Annotated in this window: 14 protein-coding genes; 3 read left to right on the forward strand and 11 right to left on the reverse strand. The window is 44.5% G+C overall.

Translation table 11 applies throughout. The features are described from left to right. Position 1 precedes the first annotated feature (1 nt). From ACKLNX_RS09405 to ACKLNX_RS09440, 8 genes are all read right to left on the reverse strand, one after another. Positions 2 to 2,023, reverse strand: coding sequence for a hypothetical protein (locus ACKLNX_RS09405; protein WP_412972168.1), 2,022 nt, complete (start codon positions 2,021 to 2,023; stop codon positions 2 to 4). An 18-nt stretch (positions 2,024 to 2,041) separates the two neighbouring features. After that, on the reverse strand, positions 2,042 to 2,692 hold the full coding sequence (locus tag ACKLNX_RS09410) for a hypothetical protein (protein ID WP_412972169.1): 651 nt from the start codon (positions 2,690 to 2,692) through the stop codon (positions 2,042 to 2,044). A 2-nt stretch (positions 2,693 to 2,694) separates the two neighbouring features. Next, positions 2,695 to 3,798, reverse strand: a complete 1,104-nt coding sequence (locus tag ACKLNX_RS09415) for a DUF3570 domain-containing protein (protein WP_412972170.1) — start codon at positions 3,796 to 3,798, stop codon at positions 2,695 to 2,697. A 73-nt stretch (positions 3,799 to 3,871) separates the two neighbouring features. Next, positions 3,872 to 4,174, reverse strand: a complete 303-nt coding sequence (locus ACKLNX_RS09420; RefSeq protein ID WP_411695489.1) for a DUF4266 domain-containing protein — start codon at positions 4,172 to 4,174, stop codon at positions 3,872 to 3,874. A 5-nt stretch (positions 4,175 to 4,179) separates the two neighbouring features. Further along, a complete protein-coding gene (locus ACKLNX_RS09425; protein WP_411695490.1) occupies positions 4,180 to 4,728 on the reverse strand; it encodes a TlpA disulfide reductase family protein in 549 nt (182 codons plus the stop codon). 15 nt (positions 4,729 to 4,743) lie between these two features. After that, on the reverse strand, positions 4,744 to 5,433 hold the full coding sequence (locus tag ACKLNX_RS09430; RefSeq protein ID WP_412972171.1) for an outer membrane beta-barrel domain-containing protein: 690 nt from the start codon (positions 5,431 to 5,433) through the stop codon (positions 4,744 to 4,746). An 82-nt stretch (positions 5,434 to 5,515) separates the two neighbouring features. Beyond that, positions 5,516 to 6,265, reverse strand: a complete 750-nt coding sequence (locus tag ACKLNX_RS09435) for an SH3 domain-containing protein (RefSeq protein ID WP_412972172.1) — start codon at positions 6,263 to 6,265, stop codon at positions 5,516 to 5,518. After that, positions 6,265 to 8,991 (reverse strand): hypothetical protein, encoded by a 2,727-nt coding sequence (locus ACKLNX_RS09440; protein WP_412972173.1) that lies wholly within the window; start codon positions 8,989 to 8,991, stop codon positions 6,265 to 6,267. Before ACKLNX_RS09440 ends, ACKLNX_RS09435 begins: the two co-directional genes overlap by 1 nt. A gap of 762 nt (positions 8,992 to 9,753) precedes the next feature. On the opposite strand from ACKLNX_RS09440, the gene ACKLNX_RS09445 reads away from it, so the two are divergent. The 3 genes from ACKLNX_RS09445 to ACKLNX_RS09455 are packed head-to-tail and all read left to right on the forward strand — an operon-like array spanning position 9,754 to position 15,238. Next, entirely contained in the window at positions 9,754 to 11,013 is a 1,260-nt protein-coding gene (locus tag ACKLNX_RS09445) for a hypothetical protein (RefSeq protein WP_412972174.1), read from the forward strand. A gap of 57 nt (positions 11,014 to 11,070) precedes the next feature. Then, complete coding sequence (locus tag ACKLNX_RS09450) at positions 11,071 to 13,548, forward strand: LamG domain-containing protein (protein ID WP_412972183.1); 2,478 nt, start codon at positions 11,071 to 11,073, stop codon at positions 13,546 to 13,548. Positions 13,549 to 13,570: 22 nt separating this feature from the next. Further along, positions 13,571 to 15,238, forward strand: coding sequence for a hypothetical protein (locus tag ACKLNX_RS09455; protein ID WP_412972175.1), 1,668 nt, complete (start codon positions 13,571 to 13,573; stop codon positions 15,236 to 15,238). A gap of 145 nt (positions 15,239 to 15,383) precedes the next feature. On the opposite strand, the gene ACKLNX_RS09460 is transcribed toward ACKLNX_RS09455, so the two are convergent. From ACKLNX_RS09460 to ACKLNX_RS09470, 3 genes are all read right to left on the reverse strand, one after another. Next, positions 15,384 to 16,511, reverse strand: a complete 1,128-nt coding sequence (locus tag ACKLNX_RS09460; RefSeq protein ID WP_412972176.1) for a hypothetical protein — start codon at positions 16,509 to 16,511, stop codon at positions 15,384 to 15,386. A gap of 494 nt (positions 16,512 to 17,005) precedes the next feature. Beyond that, on the reverse strand, positions 17,006 to 17,896 hold the full coding sequence (locus ACKLNX_RS09465) for a pseudouridine synthase (RefSeq protein ID WP_412972177.1): 891 nt from the start codon (positions 17,894 to 17,896) through the stop codon (positions 17,006 to 17,008). Between the two features lie 15 nt (positions 17,897 to 17,911). Further along, complete coding sequence (locus ACKLNX_RS09470) at positions 17,912 to 18,262, reverse strand: hypothetical protein (protein ID WP_412972178.1); 351 nt, start codon at positions 18,260 to 18,262, stop codon at positions 17,912 to 17,914. Positions 18,263 to 18,584 lie beyond the last annotated feature (322 nt).

An 18,584-nucleotide genomic window follows, 5' to 3' on the forward strand; every position in this document is an offset into this window, starting at 1 on the left:
CTTAACGACCTCTCGCAGGTTGGGCTAAATCTTGAATACGAATAATGGCGAGCCTGGTTGCCACTTGTTGGTCCGACAACTCCTGCATTCTCAAGGCCATATTAGCGCGTAAAAATTGAGTCAAACGCTGTGTTAATGAATCAACGAGCGCCTTAGTTCGAACATAATCGCTTTGCGCGCTAGCGGCCATTAGCTCAACACGTTCACGTTGTGCGGCAATAATACTCGTATCGTTTTGTAGGTTTTTGAGCTGCTGGTATTGCTTGTTCGCGGCAGCATAGGCTTTCTTCAACTTGTTTAATTGTTTTTGATGTTGCCAGTGTGAATTTGGAAAAGCTTCTGACAACTCCCATTCAAGCACGCCTTTCAAGCGGGCTACTCGTTGTGCATATTTCTTTGATAATGGACGCTTACGCTCTGAATTAATACGCACAATCCTCGCTTCCGCTTTCTCCAACCTCTCTATTGCAGCTACCTGATCATTACTTGCTAAGAGTGTTTGTTGCGATAAGGACACACCTTCAGCAGCCGGGGCTTTAGTTGCCATCAAAGCCGCTTCCATGGCCTCTATTCGTAATAAAGTACTATCGAGAATGTCTTGAGAATCGCTTAAAGATAAAGCTTCACTACGTCGAGCAAAGGCTTGCTCACGTTCATCTAGCAAACGATGCATGCCCTCAATTTGAGCGATATTGTCTTCCAGCGTGTTCTGTAATTGTTTGGCCTGACGACGCACATCCAATAAGTAAGCTGTGTCCATGTCACCATCACCACTTAACAATAAGACTTGCAGGTCGCGATGCTCTATCGGCCAACTACCATTAGCTACCGTATCGAAAAAATCAGCTTGTTGAACTTGTTCATCAAACTCGCTTAGTGAGTGCATTGCTGCATCTAACTGACGTGATGAATCTCGTAAAGCCGTGAATGCTTCGCCTAAGGCACCTTGCTGCTCATAACCATAAGCTAAACCATGACTCGCTTGTAAAGCATAAATGCCTTTGCTGGTGTCACGTAAGTGTTGCCATGCAGCCATCGCTAATGGCCAGCGGTTTTCTTGCGCCAGCGTCCATCCGTAGGTCAACAGAGCTTGTTCCGCTTGCAACGATTCACGACCAATAAGCTTTAATGCAATCAAGGCATTGGCATAATCTTTTTGCTCAAGTAAATTAACACCTAAACCGTAATTCAAGGTATCGAACAAGGCGTTGCGCTCTTGGTAGGCGCGACTTTCTTCAGCTTCACTTAAACCATTGCCAAACCAATTGAACCAAGACAACCAACTAAAGTGCTCATTACCTTCTTTAACTGCATTTTCAAGAGGCGTGTCGTCCAGTGTTAATTTAGCTTTTATAAACGCGTTATTGGCGGTTTCGTAATCTTGCTGGTTATGCGCTAACACAGCGGAATTGGCAATTAAGTAAGTTTGATAAATTGAATCGCTCGGTAAGTCCTCAGCTAAAGTCTCCCAGTCACCACCCGTCTTCATGCGATCGTGACTGACTTGGTAAATCAACTCTTCCCACAAGTCCTCACTCAATTCATCTTCAAGATCATTTTCAATAATGGCGGCATAAGCACGCTCACTCACACCAGTGCGCTTTTGCACAAAGCTCGATTTCGCTAACCAAAACCACGTATTGGCCTGAATGTAGGGGTCTGCCGATTGCGATAATAGTCGGTTGAGGATGCTTTCGGCTTGCTGAGTCATACCCAATTGCAGGCTCACCGCCCCCTTCATTAAATCGAGTCTGTCTTTATCATCGATAGAATAAGGCGTTTGCGCAATTTGTTCATTTAAGCGAGTTAAGGCCCCTTGTAGAAGAGTCTGGTCAGGCGCGTCTTGAAAGTAGCTGTAGGCCACTTGCCCAAAAGCGAGATCTTGACGTTTTTGCGCTAATATTTGCTCGGCACTGCGAGTATCGACTGCTGGAGCAGGCTGTTCTGGCGTAGAAAAACATGCAGAAAGTGTCGCCGATAATAGGGCAACACATGCAAATTTAGTAGCCTTGAACTGAGTCATAAACAAGTGCAATCCGACCTAAAGTAATATTGCGGAGAAAGTAGGTTGCTGCTTAGACGTTGAATCGACAATTTTAAGTTCTACCGTTGCCGCCTCATCGTCTTTATCAAATTCTAAGGTCACGGCTCTCTTGTAAGGTCGGTTTTCAGGTCCTGTGCCGATAAAGAAAGCAGATATCTCTCTAGTGCCTTGATTTACATTGCCAACGAATAAGCGCTGAACACCACCTTTGTACAAGGCATTCACTTGGCGATCGGTGTATAAATAATGAGTGGCCAACTTGCCATCTATTTTCAGCTCAACCGAATCCAGCTTGAAGTATTCGCCCACGTCCATCGACAAATAAACGGCCACTTGCGTACTTGACGGGAAGAGTAAATCTTCTTCTAGGATGAACAAATCACGGTTCAAATTCACCAAGGCTTGTTTGAGTGTTTCCATTTCAGCCGCTAAATCGCTATCTGGCACTGGTGACTCTTTCTTCACATCAGCAAGTACGGGCGTTTGTGTCTCTGTCGCTGGCTCTTGAGCCTTCGCACTGCTTGTCCACAACGCAGTTGCTATCAGCAGAGTGCTAAGAAGACATACTTGCATCAAAGCACGCTTGAGTTTTGGTAAAGCATTTACTTGCTCGAATACTCGCGTTTCAGAAGAATTTCTTGTTGTCATAACTAGTACCAAATTGATGCAAAAATGCGTAACACATTTGCTGAGAATCCAAACAATGGCTCTTCACCCACTGGCGCTTCCGCTGTGGCATCCCTGAAGTCATCATAATCAAATTTCATGTAATCCCATTCAAAATGCACGGCGCTCTTTTTGAACATCGCGGTTTGAGAGAATTGCCATTCGTATGAAACACTTATACCAGCAGTTAAGCCTGTGTAAGTGCTCATTTCTTTGTCGCGCGCCATGAAGTTAAACTCATCTGGGCGACTAAATAAATCTTGGTAAAAATCGGCTTTGTCTTGTTGATAGTGACGCACAAAGACTTCAAAAACCCAATCATCTTTTACCGGGTGAATGTAGCCTATTTTAAAGTTGCGCGCTTTGATGCCCCAAGTATCGCTATATGTTCTCGCGTCGCCATAAATCGCAGCGCGGTAAGGTAAATAGTAATTGGCATTAATTGAAAAAGCGGTACTTGAACGTGTATTGGGGTACTTCTCTGTCGCGAAGTTAAAGCCTCTTTCAGCGCTAGAGTCTAAGAAGCGAACTGAGCGATATGGATTATTCAAATAACCTTCGTCAGAAATATGCTCTACATTAAAACCAACAATCAAACTCTTAGTCGCGACTTGGCTGAATCCTAAACCAAATTTGTTTCTATCCGCTTCTTCTTCAAAGCCTTCATCACCGCGGCGTCCAACAACGTCCCAGCCTTTGGCGTAACTTAGAGAGATTGTACTTAAGTCACCAAAGAAGTCTTGGCTAACACCGACATAAACAGAGTTTGCTTCAAAATCGTTTTCACTACTGTTAGTGAAACTGGTGCTCAGTAAGGTTTTGTTATTCAGAAAATCGAAACCTACCGTTTTTTCTTTACGTACTTCTTCGTACGGACTTGCGGTGGCACGCACATCAATGCTTGCGCCCGACACAGTATCGACATAGTAGTTTGCCGAAACGGAAACCTTACCAGCGATATTCTTACGCAATAAAACCGAGGGCCCATCAATAGATACACCATCGCCTTCATAGGAATGGTAGAGCACGTCAGCGCGTTCTGTAGGTAAAACCGCACTGTGAGCAGTACCTATGAAAAAAGTGCTCAAAATGAGCCCCAAGGCGCATAAAACCACCTTGAAAGTATTTAATCTTTTGCGTATGGCTTTGGCAGCCTTTTCGTTAGTTACAACCACAACCGCCACCTGCACCACCATCAGCACCACGCGCACCTTCACGCGATTCAAAAACGTGTTTCGCATAAGCTAACGCAATTGGATTGCGATTCATGCTCATAATCGGGTCTGCTAAATTACTGCGCTCATATGGCTTCACCCACGGCTCTAGATTGGCCAAAGGATTGATATCTTGAATGGTACTCGCACAACCACTGCCAAGTATTGCGACACAAGCCACAACTAACAATTGCAGCGATTTCTTGCTCAGTGATTTCTTGCTAAGCAATTTTTGGTTCGGCGATTTCATGGACACTACTCCCTCATCAACATTTTTATAGCTTTCTCATATTTCTTTTCGTCACCTTTACGGTAACCAGGGTGCAACAAGCGCACGTTGCCATCACGATCAATTAACACCGTCGTTGGCATTGCGCTTACATCATAAAGCTCACTTACTTCACCTGATGTGTCATATAACACAGGAAAACTGACTTCAATATCTTGCAACAACACGTTAGCCTTTTCGGCTTCGTCATCAACATTCACGGCGAGTATTTCAACGCCCATGTCTTGATATTCTTGATAAAGCTCTTCAAAAGCTGGTAATTCTTCACGACACGGACCACACCAAGATGCCCAGAAATTTACCATCACGATATTGCCACGTTGCTCTGATAACTTAATATTGCCACCGTCACGGCTTTTTAGCGTGAAGTCAGGTGAAAGCTCGCCCGATGCTGGTTTCGCCATCGCGCTGACACTAGCAACACTTAATGCTAATAGAGTTGCGCCTGCCAGCAGCAAATTACCTAATTTCATGCCTGCGGTAGTGGTTGATAAAGCTCTATTCATATTTTTCATATTTGGTCCTGTCGATTAAAAGAAAAAGGTCGTTCCTAGCGTTAACGCTAAGTTATGAACGTCCTTTTCTACGCCGATGATGTCACTCGTAAATACGTGATCGCGCACGTCTACCTTTAGTGCCCACCAATCGGTTAACAGCAGTCGGTAGCCTGCCCCAACACTCACTGTAAAACGCTCGTCACCACCAAATTCTGTGCTGCCCGCGCCTACGGTGAAATAAAAGTCCGAGTTGAAGACTAAGTTATCTGTGAAGAAGGTTTCACCATTGATGTTGTAACCTAGTGATAAGTTATAATACGTATAGTCACGTTCTTCTTCGGTCAGGAAGGGTGCTCCGCCGGATAGTTTTTCGAAGCTAGTTTGCCCCGCAGTCGCCTGTGCGTAGCGGGCTTCAAGAAATAAATTCTCATTAATGTGATAAGAAATTGAAGCGCCAATAAGCTCACTTGACTCAAAATCTTCAATGCCAATAAATCCGCCAAATATACCTATCTCAAAGTCCTCAGTATCAATATCTGATTCATTAATTTCTCTGCGATCAATATTTGGGTCGATTAATGCGGGGGCTTTTTCGTCATTTGCTTGCATCATTCGCGGCGTAGTTTGCGCAAACGCTTGCCCTTGAAACAAGCAGACAGACAAAACGAAAGCTGCGCTTATTATTAGCCTATTGTTAATTATTAGCTTATTGTTAAATTTCATTCATTTTCACCATGGTACGGGTTTCATGCTTAGGCGACTGTTACTGCGTTCGCCTGTCTCACTAAAAATTCATTCTGCTACGCTAGAAGAAAACGGAAAAGCCTAGTTTAAATTCTTCAATGCGTTCTTGTTCATCGCGGTCAGTTAGCGCAATAATTTTACGATACTCAAACTTCACTACCATATTGCGAGCGAAGTAATAACGCAGTCCTGCGCCCACCTCATAAAAATCGCTTTTGCGAACTTCATCACCACTTTGTACTAAGTTAGAGCGTGGACGCGTGTTGATGCCACCTGCGCCTATTGTTAAGTAAGGACTTACTTTCCATTCAGGGAATGTATGATGCTGCAGTCTAACTGCCCAAAGTTTGTTTTCAGAAAAATCACCCAGTGCTTGGGTATAACTTGCTTCAGCAACTAAATTACCAGTCATGTTCCAAGCAGTGGCAACCGACATCGCCGCGACATTTTCTAAAATACCGCCAAAAGCACTGAATTCAAAAGTACGATTCGTATAGTCTTCGAAGCTACCTGTGGGAACGTAAAGCTGTTCACCACTTGGCTTGATAGTTTTACCGAGTTGCTCAGCCGATACCCAACCCGATTGCCCTTTGGCATTGATCGCTTTGTACCAACCGGTTTTCTTTTTCAATATGGTGATGGCTTCACCCTGCTCAGCAACGTGAAAGATAGGATACTCGCTTGCAGGGCCGGTTCTAAAGTCGACATAAGGTTCGACGATGGTAACGACCAAGTCATCGGCGTTCGCGAAAGAACTAAAAAGGGCCGTGACCGTGACTAATATTAATAATAAGTACGCGTTTAATTTCATTAATTTGTAGGTGCATCAAATGGGTTGTTATAGTTTTGGCCACCGACATCGAGCCATTCGCTTATCAATTTCAATTCAGCTGGACTCAGCCAACCTTGGTGACTACCGGTTTCAAATGGCGCAAAAAATCTAGCACTGTTGCGCGCGCCATTAACACTCATCGAACTACCCACACCAACTTGCGTCGTTACCTGAATTGGGTTGCCTTCACCATCAAGGATAGGCTCACCTTCTTCATCGAGCTCATAAACCGGGTCGCCATTATTATCAAAAACAAGTAACAAACGCGGTAAAAGTGCGCCATCAACCAACTCTAGTTCAACATCATTAAACATGAGTTCGCGGTAACTGGTCAATAAGTCTGCATCGGCTGGCGACGGATTACCAGTTAATTCTAGTTGAGCAATCGGAACTTGTAATTGGTTATCGGCATCAAAGCGATTATGGCAAGCGACACAGGTATTGTCTGTTACAACTTCACCTGTTTCATCTAAAACTGAGCGGTCTAATTCAAACAAAGGTTGAATATGATCTGGAAAGTTAATTACGGCGCGGCAAATAGCGGTCCACGTTTGCGCGCAACTCTGTGTTACTGGCAACGTTGTTTGTAAGTCTGCGTAACGGTATTCGAAGGCTTCTGCAGGAACTTGCACTGCGGGATCAGTCCACACATCTTCAAAAATAATATCTGGCGTTAAGTTTGGCACACCATTAATACGGGTAAATGTTTCTGCCATCGTTTCGCCTAAATCAGCGTATAAGGCAGGATTTGTATTTGGGAAAGGAACGCCAGTGCTTGGTGCTCCATTGTTAATGGATGGTGATTCAGCGTCATTTCTTCCGTGCGGAAGTAAGCTTATGTCAGAGTTATTGCTACCATCATGACAGCCATTGCAGGTTTTTGTTTCGCCTGCCGCTACTTGCAACCAGTTTTGATGGCGAGCAGTAACACGCTTTCCTTGCTCATCAACAATACTGATAGCAAAGGGCACTTTTGCAGGTACAGCAACTTTAACCGAGCCGTCTGGTTGAATTGGCGTGTAACCTAAAACCTCTCGCATCAATTGGTTTCTTGAGCGACCAAAAGCACTGTTATCTAAATCGAGCGTATCATCATCAGGAATAGACACACTTTTGACGATACGCAAAAATCGCGCTGGTCTTTCATCAGGGTTTACAACACTTGGGTCTGCCATATTCACAATACCCTGTGGGCTTAAATCATTCCCAGCAAAATCATACACACTGCGAATATGAATAATTCCCATGTTGGCATCAATGAGAGCCGTTTCACTTGTATCAATGGTTGAAGAAGGATCTGCAGGGAATGGGCGACTCTCAATCGCAACCACTTCCGAATAGGACACATCTTCTTGAGGCACAACTAAAGGTAATTGCGTTCCCTCTACTGGGTCATACATCCATAAACCATAAAGTGGCGGTGCTTTCTCATAGGCTGGGTCAAGCAACGTTTCTTCGCTACATGCGACCACAGAGCGCTCGGCATCTTCTGCAGCACCTTCCGGCAATGGCGCTAACAAACGGCATTGGCTCCAACTAAATAGTTGACGACCGCTGCCATCGAACAAGGGATATAAAGCAGCAATGTAACCACCAGGAGAAATGTCCGCTTCAATGTCGATATTCTCAAATAGCGCTTTCTCTTGAGCTGGGCCACTTAAGGAGCTAGCCGAAGCAATTGGCATATAATTATCGATATAATTGGCCACATCTATGGCAACAAAATCGGTACCGAGCTCTTCTTTTTCGAATGGGGTTAAGGCCACAAGAATGCGATCATCGGGTGTAACGCGTGTTTGTGTAAAATGAATATCAGCAGCATTACCTTCTGAATCAAGGTGGCTATGACGGCCATAAAGAATTTCTAAATCGCTGCCGTCTGGGTTCATTTGATAGAGGTGAACACCTTTACTGCCGTTTATTTGATCCCAACGGCTAAAGATGATTTTTCCGTTAGGCATGACTAAGGGGTCTAAATCATGGCTCTGGTTATAGGAGATTTGCTCAATGTTTTCGCCATTCGCGTCCATAATGTGCAATACGGAAGCATGCACATCACGACCTTCTTCCAAACCTGCATACTGTGGTTTTCCTTCATCAAGCAGTCTTGCCTGATTACCGCGCTGACGAGTTGAACTGAAGAGTATACGGCCATCCGCTAAATAAACAGGACCTGTATCTTCGCCAGATTCTGCAACAATATCAGAACTGATGACACGGCGTAATTCTTTCGTTGCAACAAGGTATTCCCAAATATTCCAAGTAGGTTGCTCGTTATCATCGGCATCTTCATCTTCTGGAGCGCGCATACTGAAAATAAGGCGCGAACCGTCATATGAACTTTCTAAATCTTTAATATCAATTGGAAGGCGATTACCTTCTTCATCTGTACGGTCTTCAAATACACTCGCCGTAATATCTACTTCAAGTGCCGAAGCGTTGGCTCTCGCTTTTACTATTAATGATGCGCCGGGAATGAAAAGGGCGGGTTGTGTAATTGAACGTTGTAAATCTGCATCTTCAATACTGAGGTCACGCTTGATGACAGCAATTGGCACATCAACTACCACTGGATCAGGGTCTTGCTCTTCATTTGTAATATCTTCACCGCCACAGGCTGCGAGTAAAAACACGCATGAACATAAGATCACGTTTTTCAGTGATTTTGTTAACAAATAGTCTGTGGCTAGTTTACGAGTCATCATATTACTCTGCTCATTTTGAAGATAAATTGGCACCATTTATATACTGCTACGATACTGATCTACCTTTCACATTTATAGTGTCACTAAAGTGCAACGCCTTTACTTACGGGCTTCGAAAGGTATATTTATTTGCACCTTCACGACACGCACTTTTACTTTAGTTTCCCAGACTGACACCTTGCGCCCTATACAACAATCTAGTTTTCTATATGTAAGGATAAAAACCTATACCGTCTTGTTAGGTATATTTTTCAACCCCGCAATCGCGACAATTAATAACCAAAAAAACCTAATTGGCGATTCGTAATGCATATTCGATATATGTGATTTTTCGAAAACTCCGTGCTTGTCGGCAAATATAAAACAGCCATTATTTTTAGAACTCTGCGATCACCTTGGCGTAAAGCCACTGTTTATGGGGATGGCATTTTTTGAGGAGGGCACGAGGCTGTTTAGTAATAGAATAAAATACTTATTAACTGTCACGTATCGGTAACAACTTGAAGGTCATTTTTGCTACCAAGTGAAGCTGGAATAGTAAACAGAGCACAATAAATTCATAGTAAACAATTAACTACAAACATCGGCACGGTTATTGAGTATGACTATATTCAGGCCTTTTCACTCCGCTTACTTATTGTACTGCCACCGTTTAAGTGATTAATCGGTATACAGGCGAACACTTATTGTTTGCAGAGAATAACTAACGATACCTAAAAGGCGGGTATAACATACGTCACATTCAAAAGAGGAGTTGATTCGATGTATTTGTTAGCAAAAGAATCAAGTAGTCCAATGACCAACATATCAATAACGATAAAGCAGACGATAAAAATACTCTGCTTATCTGCGCCGCTCATATTAGCGGCCGCTATGGTTTCTGCGGGACCATTAGAGCAAGCTAAACGCATGCACGATAGACTAGCTGGTGTGCCAGGCACTTCAGCTGTGATTGAGCAAATGGCCGATCTTATAGAAGCAGGCGATGCCCAAGGGGCAGCACAAATTGCCATGCAATCTCCTAACTTTTATAACGTGACGATTAAAAACTGGGTAACACCATGGACGAATGAAGAGTTTGACGTCTTTGCTCCTTTAAATGATTACACTGCCACTGTCATCGGTATGGTCAGAGATGATGTTGATTTTCGCCAAGTACTCACCGGCGATATTCTATATATAGCAAACAGCAGTGCCAATGCTCCTTCTTATAGCACGAACAATAATGCACACTACGAAGCACTTGAAAGCCAAGGCGCGGATTTATCTACCGTCTTAGTGGCAACGACTCAATCTTCAGTCACCGGCATTCCAGCAGAAGCAACTGCAGGTGTTATGACTACAAGAGGCGCAGCTAAGTCTTTCTTCAAAGACGGTACAAATCGCGCCATGTTCCGCTTTACGCTGATGAATCACATGTGTGCCGATCTTGAAGCGTTCAAAGACACAAGCCGTCCACCAGATAGAGTACGTCAAGACGTTACTCGCAGCCCAGGTGGCGATAGCCGTATATTCACCAACTCGTGCTCTGGTTGTCATTCAGGAATGGACCCACTAGCTCAAGCTTTCGCTTACTACAATTATGAATATGATGTGGAATCCGACCCAGACGGCGAAAATGGTCGCATTGTATATAACGCTCAAGGTCAACTCGATCCAGAAACACAATTACGAGTGCAAGCCAAATACTGGATAAACTCTAATAACTTCCCATACGGTTATGTGACGAATAGTGACACTTGGGATAACTACTGGCGAGAAGGCCAAAATCAAACCATTGGTTGGTCGGCAGATCTTCCAGGTACTGGCAGCGGTGCTAAGTCGATGGGTGAAGAATTAGCCAATAGCCAAACCTTCGCTAGTTGTCAGGTTAAGAAAGTTTTCAAGAATGTTTGTTTACGTGCACCTCAAGACGAAGCAGACAGAACCGCGATTGCTCAAATTCAGTCTGAATTTATGGGTAATAACTACAATATCAAAAATGTGTTTGCCGCTACTGCAGACTACTGCAAGGGGGAATAGAACATGTTTAACTTAAACTCTCTTCAATTACGCAAACCTCAAATGCTAGCACCTCAAATGCAAGCACTAAGCACACGAGCGGCACGCCAAATTGGCGCTGCTAGCATTGCTGTACTTCTTCTTGCCAGCTGTGGCGGCGGAAGCGATGCGGTAGTTGAGCCAACGCCTTTACCACCGCCAGTGCAACAGCCCGTTGTGAATTATTCAGGCCCTGCACCAGCAACTACCGATGTGCAAAACTTCAAACTTGCCGTTTGGGATAATATAGCGAAGCCGGATCGTTGTGGCGCATGTCATGTGCAAGATCAACAATCGCCACCTTTTGCGCGATTCGATGACATCAACTTAGCTTATGCTGAAGTGAATCAGCTTATAAATACTTCAAGAATCAGTGAGTCAGCGCTAGTGACGAAAGTCGCTGGCGGCCACAACTGCTGGGAAAGCGATCCTTCAGCCTGTGCTGATATCCTAACAACTTGGATAAGTAACTGGATAAGCACAGAAGAAGAAGCGACCACAATTGAATTAAATGCGCCGGTAGTGAAAATACCGGGTGCGAATAAAAACTTCCCAGCGGATCCAGGCCTGTTTGAATCAACGGTTTATCCTGAGCTACGCGCTCATTGTGCCGGATGTCACCAATCCAGTGCTTCGATACCAATTTCGCCATATCTAGCCTCTTCAGATGTGGCTGAAGCCTACGCTTCCGCTACTTCAAAAATGAATTTAGATTTGCCGGAAGACTCGCGACTCGTAGCAAGACTTCGCGATGAATTCCACAACTGTTGGACAGAAAACTGCCAAGCAGATGGTCAAACGCTAGCTGATGCAATCCGCACCATGTCAGATGCTATCGAAGTGACAGAATTAGATGCAAACCTTGTCAGCTCGCATGCCCTCACCTTATTTGATGGCACACTCGCGACTGGCGGCGGTCGTTTTGAAAATAACCTCATTGCAAAATGGGAATTTAAAACGGCATCTGGCAATACGGCTTTCGATACCAGTGGTGTTGAACCTGCACTCAACCTTACCCTTAGTGGTGGTTACGAATGGGTTGGCGGTAATGGTATTCAATTAACCAATGGTAAAGCGCAAGGCTCAACCACCGACAGTAAAAAAATTCACGACTTAATTGTGGCGACGGGCGAATTTGCTATTGAAGCATGGGTTGCGCCAGCTAACGTTACCCAGGAAGGCCCTGCACGTATTGTTAGTTATTCGGGTGGTCGTGACAGAAGAAACTTCACGTTAGGTCAAACCTTATATAACTATGACATGCTATTGCGTCATAGCAACACCGACACTAATGGAATGCCTGCTTTAAGCACGCGTGATGCCGATGAAGATCTGCAAGCAGCTCAGCAACATGTTGTGGTTAACTATGATGGTGTTGGCGGTCGTCAAATATACGTGAATGGCGAATTTACTGATGACGTAGATGAAATTGAAGCCGCGGGTTTAAGTGACTGGGATGCTAGCTTTGCTTTTGTTCTTGGTAACGAAGTATCTGGTGATGTGCCTTGGGCTGGAACTATTAGAATGGCAGCCATACATAATCGCGTACTAACACCAGAACAAATTCTTAAAAACTTCGATGCAGGTGTGGGTGAGAAATTCTTCCTACTATTTGGTATTTCTGAAATTATAAATGTACCGCAAAGCTATGTTGTGTTTGAAGTTAGCCAGTTCGATTCATACAGCTACTTGTTTACCGAACCTTCAATGCTAAGCCTTGACGACAACGCCAACTTAGATGGCATCACACTTACTGGTATACGAATTGGTGTGAATGGTCGTGAATCAAAAGGCGGGCAAGTGTTTGCAACCTTAAACCTGACTGTTGATGGCGTTGAAGCTGCCAACAATGAATTAGGCATGTCACTTTCTACTCAGGGCACCATTATTCCTTTACAAAAAGGTCCTCTGCAAGACGAGTTCTTCCTGACTTTTGAAGTGCTTGGTGATGCGCTATCAACACGCCCTGCCGCAGAAGTACCTGTAGCCGCGCCGCCCGTTGATTTAGAGCCACAAGCAGATATAGGCATTAGAAACTTTGCTGAAGTGAATGCGAGTATGTCGGTATTAACGACCGTACCTTCTTCGCAATCAGCCGTGAGCAGCACTTATCTGCAGCTTCGTCAGCAACTACCTAGCGTAACTGAGATGCAAAGCTTTTTAGCCTCGAATCAAATGGCGATTACACAAATGGCGATCCGTTACTGTGATGTGCTTATTGAAGATAACAGCTTACGCGCTAGTTACTTCCCTGATTTTGATTTTGCTAAGTCAGCAAATTCAGGTTTTAACAGTGATGACCGAGCTGCATTAATCAATCCATTGATAGACCGGATGATAGGCAGTGGCTTAAGTAGCCAACCAGCCTCAGCTGATGTCTCGACAGAACTGAATAATTTAATCGACCGCTTAACAACTTGTTCAAACAACAACACTTGTTCAGCGCAAACTACACCCACAGTAGCAAAAGCAACTTGCGCAGCCGTGCTCGGCAGCGCTGCTGTTGTTATGCAATAGCAGATGCGAATAGGTGATTAAGATGAAAAAAACAACACATACATTTTCAAAGAAATACTCAGTAGGCGCTAGTGCTAAGACTGATCACGGTGGAATGGGTGGAAAGAATGGCGCTGATGCAGATGCGCCTCTGTTTCACCAAGATCATGGCCGCCCCGTCACTCGTCGCGACTTCCTAGCTCAAGGCTTCACCGCTGGCATGGGTGCCGTCGTTGGCGGTTCAGTATTAAGCATGCTAGCAAGTTCTGGCAAAGCACATGCTGGCTTGTCTGCCGATTTAGAAGCATTGAAAGCAGGTTGCGGCATTGCCACTCAAGGCGCGGGTAAAATTCCCTTTATCGTATTTGATTTGGCAGGCGGAGCTAATGTAGCGGGTTCAAACGTATTAATTGGTGGTCGTGGCGGTCAAATGGACTTCCTCAGTACGCAAGGTTATAGCCGTCAAGGTTTGCCAGGCGACATGATACCTAGTATCGCTAACCCAGCCACCGGCTTATCAGACTTTATAAATACTGAACTAGGTTTAGCGTTTCATGCTGACAGTGCATTTTTGCGCGGCATCCAAGATAAATTCGCGGTAGGTAACCGAGCCAATGTGAATGGCGCCGTTATCCCAGCTCGTTCAGAAAATGACACTGGAAACAACCCTCACAACCCAATGTACGGAATCAACCGTGCGGGTTCAGACGGTTCACTACTAACGCTTATCGGTTCAAGAAACTCCGACAGCGGCGGCAGCTCAATGGCACCGGCAGCACTTATCGACCCAGGTAAACGCCCAACAAAAGTTGACCGTCCTTCCGACGTAACTGGTTTAGTTGATACAGGTGACTTAGTTGGCTTGTTAAACCAAGAAGACGCTGTTTCAGTAATGGAGTCGGTGCAACGTATCAGTGACATGAAGCTGGATCGCGTAAGCACAAGAATCAGTGAAGATGAAAACGTGAAAGAACTGGTTCGTTGCGGCTATGTAAAGAGCGCAGATATTGCAGACAGATTTGGCGATCCAACAACACTAAACCCTGAACTCGACCCAGATATCGTGGGCGAAAACGGCATCTTCACACAAGAAGAATTTGATGGTGATCGCGAATTCCAAAAAACAGCCTCCGTCATGAAATTAGTGATAAATGGTTTTGCTGGCGCAGGCACTATTGCTATGGGTGGGTACGATTATCACACCGGCAATCGTTCCGCTGGCGAAGTACGTGATTTACGTGCGGGTCGCTGCATGGGCGCAGTACTAGAATATGCCGCGCGAGTTGGCGTTCCATTAATGATGTACGTAGTCAGTGATGGTTCGGTAGCAAGTAACGGTATGATAGACGACTCCGAAAATGGTCGCGGTAAAGGTGTGTGGACGGGTGATAACTCGTCTACCGCCGCTTCCTTTTTCATGGTGTATAACCCAAATGGTACGCCACAGTTAATTGGTGGAACGCCAGAAGAGCAGGCGGTAAGCCAGCAAATTGGTTATATGCGTCGTGATGGTTCAGTTGAAACATCGGCAACACCAGCGGCCAACAATGTGAACTTATTAGTTGAGACGGTTATCTTGAATTATCTAGCCTTGCATGGTGAGCAAGGTCAAATGCGTACCTTATTCCCACAAACAGGTTTAGGTAACGCCGCCTTGATGGATTCATTGACTGCATTTGAACCCATTGTGAATGGTGTGATTGGGGCTTAAAGCTTGTTCGACAATTTATTGCCGAACGATTTTTAGTGTCACTTTCAAATAGTTAGAATAGTAGTGCTTATTTTTTGATTTTTCGATGTGGATTGCCCAAGCAAGGAAAGCGGGCGAACAAGGATGTTAATTTCACTTTCGATTATTAGTTCCCTTCAAGCTCTTCCACAAGAGGCTCTTTAGACTCAATCTCGAAGTAGTAGCTATTCAGTAAATCGCTTTCTATCATTTTTTTCAAACCAGTGAAGAACGCTTTTCCGTTATTCGCAACTTCCTCAGTATAGTTCTTTCCTTGCTCGAATAAAGATAAGCGTTGCTTAAACGACTCAACTAAACCGGGCTCTGTTTGTCCTTCGCTATTCTCTGCGACCAACAAATCGATGGCGGATTGTTGTGTCTTCACGGCATTAGTATAATCGCCATTCGCGGCATAGGCTGCCGCTAGGGTATCAACATAAACATAACGATCTGTGTAGCCCTTCGCATTGGTAACCTTAAGCGCGATGTCTAATGCGGTGGAGGAATCGGCCAAACCGGAAATTGTGCTAGTTGCCATCAACCATGCAATGTTATTTGCATGGAAAGGAAAGTTGTACTTAACCGCTTCGCGTAATACTTTTTGAGCTTTCTCAGGCTGCTTTTCTCCCAAAAATCCTTCGGCATAAATGATAGCGAAATCGGTTGGCAGCAACCAAGTTTTGTCTTTCTTATATGACCTTTCTAGCAACCAATCTATGCGTTCTCGCTTAGGTAGAGTATTCAACTCTAAATAATACAAGGTGGCTAAATAGGCACTTGCTATGGGTCTATTAATTGATGCCAGTTGGCGAATACCCTTTTCACCCATGAGTTTTAAGTCAGGCGTTTGCCCTTTGGTGAATAACAAGATTTGACTGAACACTTCGGAATATTCGTCGTATAGGCTTAACTCATTCAGCCAATATTGCATGCGTTCCACATCGTAGAACTCACCCTCTCGACTATATGCCCAAACGAGACGATGCATAGGATCAAGCCAACCCTCTCCAGCCATTTCCAAACACGTTGTGAAATCTTCTGTTGGTGAAGCATCTTGTACCTTATTACAGGCCAGCACGCGTGAATCCCAAGGATCTGCTACTGCTACTGCCACCGGCGCCACTTCATGATCACGATTGCCACCATAAATAGCAATAAGCACCAAGACCAACACTATTCCAAGCCAGATAAGACCTGTGCGCTTACCTCGCGATTTGTTTACTTGATTTGGAAGAGAGGGCGTTTCTAATGTCATGAAAAATTTCCGAGAAAGTTAATTAATACAAACCGCAATGAAACCGGCTATCGCAGAGCATAATATCTATAGACACCTTATGCAATCGATAAACCCCTCTCGCCCATCCTTCAACATATCGTCATTACTGCGAAGGCAGTAATCTCCGTCTATTCACACCCTCTCGTCATTACTGCGAAGGCAGTAATCTCCGTCTATTCACACCCTCTCGTCATTACTGCGAAGGCAGTAACCTCCGTCTATTCACACCCTCTCGTCATTACTGCGAAGGCAGTAATCTCCCACACCACCCATCAATCCCTAAAAGATCCCGTCCTTCGACGGGATGACGAAATAACACCCGCCACCTTTTACCCCTACCGTCTTTACTGCGAAGGCAGTAATCTCCCACACCACCCATCAATCCCAAAAAGATCCCGTCCTTCGACGGGATGACGGTATTGGGTTGTCAGGATTCGGCGTTCGACGTTCGGATGGATGATACAACGAACTCACTAAGCCAAACTAAGCTCACTATTACTAGAAAAACACCTTACCTGCTGCGTAATGGGATCAATAAACTCAAGCTTTTGAGCTAATAACTGCAAAGGTTGGCTAAACTCACCAGGCTGACTCACTTGCAGTTCAGGATAGTAATTATCATTTAATAAGGGCCAACCTAAACTTTGCATATGCAGGCGCAGTTGATGGGTTTTACCCGTTACTGGATTCAATTCAAATAGAGCTTTGTCATCACCCGCCTTCAAGCAGCGAATGCGGGAGTGACTATTAGCCTCGCCATCCACTATTTTCATCAAAAATCTTGGCTCGCTTTTCACTAAGCGGTTCTTAACTTCCCACTGCTCATGCTCATTTACTGGTTTGTTAATAGTGCTTGCAATGGCTTGATAGGTCTTGCTCACCTGATGGGTTTCAAACAAATGATGGTAATGCTTTCGTGAATCTGAGTTCAGTGAAAACAAGACTAAGCCAGCAGTTGCCTTATCAATTCGATGCACAGCTTGAATTTGCTGGTTAGAGAAGCGTTTGCGTAAGCGATTTTGTAAACATTCCTCAACATGCTGGCCGCCCGGCGTTACCGGCAAAAAGTGAGGTTTAAAAGCGACCAAAATCAATTCATCCTGAAAAATCACTTCTTCAGTAAATGGGACTAATGGTTCATCTTTAACTTCGCGATAATAGTAAACGCGTTGCTGAGCTGCAAAAAGTGAATGAGCTGTGATCAAACTACCATCATGCCAATGCACTTTGCCATCAGACATGCGCTGCAGCCAAATACTACGTGTAATAGAAGGGAATTTGAGAACAAGGAATTCTAAAACAGTCTTCACCCCAGGATTTACCTGGGGAAGACTTAGCTTAGACGGTGAAACCGAAATCGCCATAATTACGTTCGCTAACTAACAGCCTTCGGTGCTTTCACCCAATTTCTTTTTAGCTGCAATACAAGCTTCTTTCAGTTTAGCCGCTGCTGCTTTTTTCGCTGCGGCAGCTTTTTCTTTTGTTGCTTCCATTGCTTCAGCCGTCGCATCTTTAGCATCATCGTAAGCGTCAGCAGCATCTTCTTTCAACGCTTCGGCTTTCACTTTTCCTTCTTCAATCACTTCACTGGTTTTTTCAGCAGCTTCAGAGTACATTTCGGCCGCTTCATCTTTCATATCTTCAGCCTTTTCTTCTTGTTTTTCTGAACATCCGGCTAGGCCTATGCTTGCTGCGAATAGCGCCATCAGTAATTTATTTTTTAATAACATTCTTACGTTTCCTTGTATTGGTGGGAGTTGCGAGCCTTGAAGATAGCCTGAATGGGGGGATAAAGCGAATTATGTTTCAAGGTTTTTAAAGCGCACTTGATGGTATGGTGAGATTGCTTGCAATTTGTCGGTAAAAGGGCATTAGGAGACATTGTTGTTTAGATGAATTTAGTCTCCTTAGAGCCCAGCCTGTGTGAAAACTCCGTTTTGATCACCTTTTGAACTAAGTAGGCTGTTCTTATGATCAAACAGTCTTAGCAGCCGATCCAAGTTCACCATGGTATTTAGTATAATAAAGCGGTAAGCCAAAGCAGGAGATTAC

Source organism: Glaciecola sp. MF2-115 (assembly GCF_047250385.1).
Lineage (GTDB): Bacteria > Pseudomonadota > Gammaproteobacteria > Enterobacterales > Alteromonadaceae > Glaciecola.